Below are 6,220 nucleotides of genomic sequence, written 5' to 3'. Positions count from 1 at the left end.
GCGCGTCATCCCGGGGGGATGCCGCGGTCGCGGCATCCGCTCTATAAACCCTGCCGAACTCGCGCACCAGCCTCTCGCACCAAACCGGTGGGGACCCTAGCGTTGAGGGATGGCGCGCGACGAGCAACCGGAAGATCTGTACACCGGCCCCATCGACCTGGCCGGCATCGAGGCGATCGAAGGTGAAGAGCCCGATCACGAGCTGCCCGAGATCAGCTACGACGAACAGCGCTATCCCGCGCGGCCGCGGCGCCTCCGCCCGCGCGACCACCTGCGCGGCAGCAGTGTGCGGCGCATCCGCACCGACCCGCGCACCGCCAACGGCACCAACCCCTCGTACGTCGAGTGGCTCGTGCGGCAGTCGATGCTCAAAGACGCCGACGTGCTCGCGCGCCAGCTCTCGGGTCAGCCCACGATGTGGCGGAACGCCTACGCCCGACCTGATGCGCGCCGGGCCATCGCGACGAGCGACGTGTGGTTCACCGCCTATCCGATCTCGCTCATCACCCGGCCCGGGCAGTCGTTCCTGGCGGCGCTCGGCGACGACGAGCTGTGGGCGGCGTTCGAGCGCATCGGCATCAGCGCGGTGCACACGGGTCCGGTCAAGCGCGCGGGGGGCGTCGCCGGGTGGCTCGACACCCCGAGCGTCGACGGCCACTTCGACCGCATCAGCACACAGATCGACCCCGCCTTCGGCACCGAGGACGAGTTCCGCGCCCTGTGCGACGTCGCCGACAACCACGGCGGCAGCATCATCGACGACATCGTGCCGGGTCACACCGGCAAGGGGGCCGACTTCCGGCTCGCCGAGATGGGGTTCAAGGACTACCCCGGCATCTATCACATGGTCGAGATCCCGCCCGAGGACTGGGCACTGCTGCCCGACGTGCCCGAGGGCGTCGACAGCATCAATCTCGACCCGGCCACCGAGCACGAGCTCATGGAGCGCGGGTACATCATCGGCGCCCTGCAGCGCGTCATCTTCTACACACCCGGGGTGAAAGAGACCAACTGGAGCGCGACCGCCCCCGTGCTCGGCCCCGACGGGGTCACGCGTCGGTGGGTGTACCTGCACTACTTCAAGCAGGGGCAGCCCTCGATCAACTGGCTCGACCCCACGTTCGCGGGCATGCGCCTGGTGATCGGCGACGCCCTGCACTCGCTCGGCGAGCTCGGCACCAGCGCCCTGCGCCTCGACGCGAACGGTTTCCTCGGAGTGGAGAAGAGCGCCGAGGGCCTGCCCGCCTGGTCAGAGGGGCATCCGCTCTCGCACGCGGCGAACCACATCATCGCCGGCATGGTGCGCAAGGTCGGCGGGTTCACCTTCCAAGAGCTCAACCTGACGATCGAAGACATCCGCGACACCGGCGCCGTCGGAGCCGACCTGTCGTACGACTTCATCGGCCGCCCGGGCTACCATCACGCGCTCGCCACCGGGCAGACCGAGTTCCTTCGACTCGCGCTCACCACGTCGCTGCGTCTCGGCGTCGAACCCGTGCACCTCGTCCACGGCCTGCAGAACCACGATGAGCTCACCTACGAGCTCGTTCACTGGGCGACGCGGCACGGCGACGAGACCTTCCGCTTCCGCGGCCGCGAGATCTCGGGCGGCCAGCTCGCCGAAGAGATCCGCGCCGACCTCACCGAGAGCCTCACCGGCACCGCCGACTTCAACCGCGTCTTCACCCAGAACGGCATCGCCTGCACGACGACGTCGCTCATCGCGGCCACGCGCGGCATCGCCCGCCTCGACGACGTGGCCGACGACGACCTGCCCGCCATTCGCGATGCCCACCTGCTGCTCTGCGCCTACAACGCCTGGCAGCCCGGCGTCTTCGCCCTCTCGGGCTGGGACCTCACCGGGATGCTGACCGTTCCCGCGAGTGAGGTCTCCGACCTCATCTCGGCCGGCGACACCCGATGGATCGAGCGCGGCGCCCACGACCTGCTCGACGTCGACCCCGAGGCTCGGCGCTCGGCGGCGGGCATGCCGCGCGGCCGCGCCCTGTACGGCGCGCTGCCGGCGCAGCTGAAAGACCCGGCATCCTTCGCCTCGCGCCTGTCGGGCATTCTGCGCCTGCGCCAGCAGCACGGCATCGCGACGGCGTCCCAGGTCGACATTCCCGAGGTCGCGCATGCCGGGATGCTGGTGCTCGTCCACCGCCTCGACGACGGTGACCCCCACGCAGACGCGCCGATGCAGGTCACGGTGCTGAACTTCTCGCACGAGCCGACCGAGGGCACGGTGCGCTCCGAGCAGCTCGTGCCCGCGAGCGAGGTCATCGACGCTGCCACGGGAGACACCGTCGGGCACGTCGACGACCTGTGCAGCTTCTCGGTGTCGCTGCCGGCCTACGGCGCGATGTTCCTGCTGCTGAAGCCCGCGGAGCCCGAAGCCGAGTGAGCGGGGATCAGGCGAGCGCCGCGTCGATGCCCGCGAGCGGCACCGGCAGCCAGTCGGGGCGGTTGCGGGCTTCGTAGATCGACTCGTACACCGCCTTGTCGAGCACGAGGGCCCGCAGCAGCACGGGGTCGAGGGCGACGGATGCCGCGGCGCCCGCGTACGCGTCCACGAACGCGGTCTGGCAGGCAGACGCCCACGCGGCGGCATCCGGTCCTGCGGCGACGGCGGCCGCGTAGTCGAACGACCGCAGCATGCCGGCGACATCCCGGGGCGGAAGGTCGGGGTTCGCGCGTTCCTCCATCGGCCGCAGCGGTTCGCCTTCGAAGTCGACGATGCGCCAGCCGCCGCCGTCGGGCACGGCGAGCACCTGGCCGAGGTGCAGGTCGCCGTGGATCCGCTGCAGTCGCGGCCACGTCCGCGCGAGCGCCGCCCGGTAGACGGCGTCGATCGCGTCGACCCGGTCGGCGACCGCGGGCACTTCATTTGCGGCGATGCCGAGTCTGCGCCGCCACGCGGTGGCGGTCGAGGCGACCTCGTCGGGTCCGGCATCCCGCGTCTCGAGCGCCTCGCCGAGGGCCGCGTGCGCGCCGGCGAGGGCGGTGCCGAGGTCGCGCGCGGCGCCGGTGAAGTCGCGCCCCTCGCGCGCGGCGTCGAGGGCCACCGCCCATCCGTCGCGCACGCCCGGCAGGAACTCCTGCGCGAAGCCCAGGGTGCCGTGCGCCGTGCCTTCTGGGCGTCCGACGTCGGGCCATTCTGCGTCGAGGCTGCCGAGGAACCGGGGCACGTACGGCGACCCGGCTTCGCTCAGCACGCGCTGCACGGTCACGTCGGGGTTCTCGCCGTGGTGCAGGGCGCGGAAGAGCTTGAGGATGATCGTCGGCTTGCCGTCTTCATCGAAGACGATCGACGTGTTCGACTGCTCCCCGGTGAGGATGCGCGACCCGGTCACGCGACTGACGTCGACGCCCATCTCGGCGAGCAGTCCGGTGGCGAATTCCGGATGCCGGGCTGCATCCACCAGGTAGCCATCGCCTTCGCGGGTGACGACGGCCTGCGGCTCGGGGGCCTGCGTCACGCGCGCGAGGGGCACGTGGTAGAGCGTCGGCAGCCTGCCGGCGTCGTCCATGAGGAGGTACCGCGTCGCGCCGGGGGCGGGCTGAGCGTCGAGGATCCGGAACCGAGGTGCATGGCTCTTTCCCGCGTACCACCGCTGCTGCGCCACCCAAGCGCCGAGATCGTCCGTGAATCGCACACTCCACCTTGGCCGGTTTCGGGCCCGGGGTGAAAGGGGTGGACGCGCGTTGCGCTCGTGGCGTATGGGCGGGAGGCCCGCGGTTGCCTCACTCGGCGGTGTCGGGCCACGAGGCGATGTCGACGCCGTGGTTGTCGGGCGATGCGAGCGACCACCACGCGGGTGCGTGTGAGTCGTCGGCGAGCCTGCCCCCGGCTGCGATCGCGGCATCCACTCTCGCTTGGGCCTGATCGGCGGGAACGTACACGTCGACGTGTGTGCGTCCCCTGCCGGCGGTGTCGCCGGTGATCGGGTTGAACGCGAGCTGCGGTCCGCGGCGCAGGGGATCGATCGCGTCTGAGTCGCCGAGCGGGTCGTAGCCGAGCGCGGCCATGAAGAACGGCCGCGCATCGACCTCGGAGTGCTGGGCGACGTAGATGCCGACGAACTGTGCGAGCGACGGATCCGGGGTGAGCCCCAGTTCGCGAGCCGCCTGCGACACGATCGCGGCGAAGGGCGCCGCGGTCGACGGGATCCCCTCCCAATTGCGGTCCGTGACGCGGACGACCACACCCTCGGGTCGCAGGTCGACATCGGGCAGGATGCCGTGGCTGTCGGCCGCGGCGACGATCGGCGCCACGAGGCTCGCCGCCTGCGCGAACGACGTCGCGGTGAAGACGGCCTCGGGACCGTTCGCGGTGACGCGCCAGTCCGCGACGCCGGGCGCGCGGTGGAACTCGGCCGCGGTGATGGTTCCGGATTCGTTCATAGTTTCCCCTCTGCGGAGCCGGCGTCCCGGCCGCTCTACACCTTGCCGCGCGCCAGCCTCCGACGAAAGGGGGGCGCGTCGCGGCCTGGCGAATGCACCGCCGGGGCCCGTAGGTTGGGGGCGTGGGCGACGAGCAGAATCCGCTGACACGCGGTGCTGCCGCACTTGTGGCGCTCGCCGCCGCGGTCGTACTGCTCGCGGGCTGCAGCGTGAGTGTCGCACGGTCGAGCGAGCCCGGCATCCCCGACGGTCTGAGCATCGACCAGAGTGAGGGTCTGGGGGCGGCGGCGGGCTGGATCGTCGAGGGAGAGATCTTCGCGGTCGTGACATGGGGCAGCTCGAGCTGTCCGCGCGCTCCCGTCGGGCTCGAGCCGGTGGGCGTTGACCAGCTCGACTTGACGTTCGACGCCCCGAGCGGGATCGTGTGCACGGCCGACATGGCGGCGACGACTCACACGTTCGACCTGCCGGCGGTCATCACGGAGCGCCCCATCACCATCACGGTCAGCTATCGGGACTGGGATGGAACCGACGCCCTCTCGCTCGACTGATCCCGCACTAAGGTGCCGAGCATGCCCGCGAACGCATTGAGCGCGAACGGGACGGTGACACCGAGCAGGGCGAGGAGTCCGCCGAGGGACCACAGCATTCGCACACCCCTCGCCTTCGACACCTCGCGTTGCAATGCGGCGAAACGTTCCGCGTCGACGGGCGTTTCCGCGGCAGACGTCCAGGTCTCCCGGCGACGGACGGTCCGGGCTATCTCCGCGACCCGCTCCGGTTGGAGGAGGGGTCTGTGTCGACGCAGCCAGCGCGAGAGATCGCCGGAGCGAAGGACCGCGACATCCGCGGGCTGCTCGCGGATGGTGATCTCTTTGGCGGCGACGATCGCGATCACCGCTCTCACCGGTACCTCGTCACCGATCGCGGACGTCAGAAGCTTGCTCACGCGATCCGCTTCGTACCGAGCGTTTCGGAGGTGGTCCTTGGGCTGACCGTTGACGAGCAGCCGACGACTGCCGACCCACACCTTGGCGTCCTCATGGAACTTGGTGTTGATCGTGAACACACCCGACGGACCGACGACGAGGTGATCGATGTCGCTGCCGCGGGTGCCGATCGGCACCGCGTGCAGCACCGTCCATTCGGGACCGAGCCGCTCGAGGCGGCGTGCGACGTCGATTTCGCCGAGTGCACCGGCGTACCAGGGCCGCGATTCCTCAGACAGCGGTGACCGGCCGAAGAAGCGCGCGGCCGCAGAGCGGACGGGAACCTCTCGCTGCACACGCACGCATTCCGCGATGACGGCTGCCGCGGGGACCGATCCGAAGGCGATCTCGTGAGCGGGGCCGGACCCGAGTGGCTGTGGAGGTGCCGCGGCGGACCCTGCCTCTTCGCCGCCCTCAGGCGCCACTCGCCGCGGAGTCCTGCCCGCCGCGCTTCCGTGGCGACATGTACCACTCGACGAACTTCTTCGCGCGGCCGTCGTCGGCGAACCACACCTCCCACATGTTCGAGTACTTCTCGTGGCCGGGGTAGTTCACTGTGCCGGTGATGATCGCAAGGGTGTCGTTCTCGATCAGCACCGACAGGTCGTGGTCGGGGTCGCTCGGCTCGGGGTCACCCCACATCTTCACGATGGCATCGATGCCCGTCACGGGCCGATCGTCGTCGGGTCGGAACCAGTACTCCGCGTCGTCGGTGAAGATCTCGCGCACGTCGGACTCGTCCTTCGACGCCCACGCGGCGATGTAGCCGTCCAGCCAGTCGGATGCTCTCGTCATGACGACGTGTCTACCGGTCCGCGGGGCTCCAC

6 protein-coding genes are annotated in these 6,220 nt (G+C 70.4%); 2 read left to right on the top strand and 4 right to left on the bottom strand.

The features are described from left to right. Positions 1 to 109 precede the first annotated feature (109 nt). The gene (treS, locus tag Q9S36_RS32515; protein WP_311288950.1) at positions 110 to 2,404 is read left to right on the top strand and encodes a maltose alpha-D-glucosyltransferase; all 2,295 of its coding nucleotides are present in this window, start codon (positions 110 to 112) and stop codon (positions 2,402 to 2,404) included. A gap of 7 nt (positions 2,405 to 2,411) precedes the next feature. On the opposite strand, the gene Q9S36_RS32510 is transcribed toward treS, so the two are convergent. Together Q9S36_RS32510 and Q9S36_RS32505 are read right to left on the bottom strand one after the other, a co-directional pair. Further along, a complete protein-coding gene (locus Q9S36_RS32510; protein ID WP_311288949.1) occupies positions 2,412 to 3,656 on the bottom strand; it encodes a phosphotransferase in 1,245 nt (414 codons plus the stop codon). A gap of 88 nt (positions 3,657 to 3,744) precedes the next feature. Then, positions 3,745 to 4,404, bottom strand: coding sequence for a VOC family protein (locus Q9S36_RS32505; protein ID WP_251454887.1), 660 nt, complete (start codon positions 4,402 to 4,404; stop codon positions 3,745 to 3,747). Between the two features lie 122 nt (positions 4,405 to 4,526). Between Q9S36_RS32505 and Q9S36_RS32500 the strand changes: the two genes are divergently transcribed. Continuing rightward, complete coding sequence (locus tag Q9S36_RS32500; protein ID WP_311288948.1) at positions 4,527 to 4,955, top strand: hypothetical protein; 429 nt, start codon at positions 4,527 to 4,529, stop codon at positions 4,953 to 4,955. Here Q9S36_RS32500 and Q9S36_RS32495 read toward each other — a convergent pair. After that, a complete protein-coding gene (locus Q9S36_RS32495; protein WP_311288961.1) occupies positions 4,913 to 5,689 on the bottom strand; it encodes a nuclease-related domain-containing protein in 777 nt (258 codons plus the stop codon). The genes Q9S36_RS32500 and Q9S36_RS32495 overlap by 43 nt on opposite strands. A 118-nt stretch (positions 5,690 to 5,807) precedes the next feature. Next, on the bottom strand, positions 5,808 to 6,188 hold the full coding sequence (locus tag Q9S36_RS32490; protein WP_311288947.1) for a nuclear transport factor 2 family protein: 381 nt from the start codon (positions 6,186 to 6,188) through the stop codon (positions 5,808 to 5,810). Positions 6,189 to 6,220: the final 32 nt, after the last annotated feature.

Source organism: Microbacterium sp. ARD31, from assembly GCF_031844425.1.
This window is presented reverse-complemented; position numbering and strand designations above follow the sequence as displayed.